Here is an 838-nt window from a genome sequence, read left to right as displayed (position 1 = left end):
CCACAAGGCTGTTAACCTGAGCAATCGACTCCTGATCCGCACCATTGAGGAAGAGGCTAAGCATATTACGCAACGATTCCCCACCTAATCCATGGTCCATATCTGAGAGTGGAAGGTAATTAAAACTTAGTTGACGAATTAATCGCCATGACGCTTCTCCCAGGGCAAATGCCGGACGCGGAGCACTGGGTTGGCAGACAAACATTGCACCGTGAACAGGAACAGAACCAGACATCGTCAGGTCTAAGCTACCACTTGCCTTGATAAGGCGCGGAAGATCCCGATTAGTCACCATCGCATCAATAGACAGATACCTGATATCATCGCTAAAAGGCGCCTCATTCTGATCTACTAATGAAACGAAAACTTCAGTGCTCACATAGGGAGTACGAGTATCGTATTTCCTGGTATTCTTATCCTTGATTCTTGCTTCTCTACGAATAGAAAAATAGCGACCAAAGTTTCCATCATCAGAATGTCGGGTATGATACAGGGGTTTAAAAACGACCTCATCACTGCTTTCAGCCTTCTGCCCCAATAGCCGATTGACTGAGAAAACTTCATAATCTAAAGGCCTGCTCCGGTCAGGAACAACATGGAAACTATGCAGTGCCCTGTTAATTTCTATCCTATCGACTAACTTAGGGAAAAGATTGATAACCGGGGTGCAGTGCAGAAGAAACCGGGATGCATCGATATGACCGATTAAATCTTGTGGCAATCGGTCAAGTAAAATAATGAGTTCAGCCTCATTGGAATTATTTTTCCTCAGGCTATCTGCCAGATGATTTAACGTAAAAAAATAAAATCGCTGACGGCAGGAGAAATACTCCTGGAT

1 pseudogene is annotated in these 838 nt (G+C 44.4%); it reads right to left on the bottom strand.

Annotation, left to right across the window (positions count from 1 at the left end):
* Window positions 1-838 (bottom strand): annotated as a pseudogene (locus tag WH277_RS00920) (type VI secretion system baseplate subunit TssF); the annotation flags it as partial.

The sequence above is a fragment of the Erwinia sp. MYb416 genome (assembly GCF_037479575.1).
In the GTDB taxonomy this organism is placed as follows: Bacteria; Pseudomonadota; Gammaproteobacteria; order Enterobacterales; family Enterobacteriaceae; genus Erwinia; species Erwinia rhapontici.
This window is presented reverse-complemented; position numbering and strand designations above follow the sequence as displayed.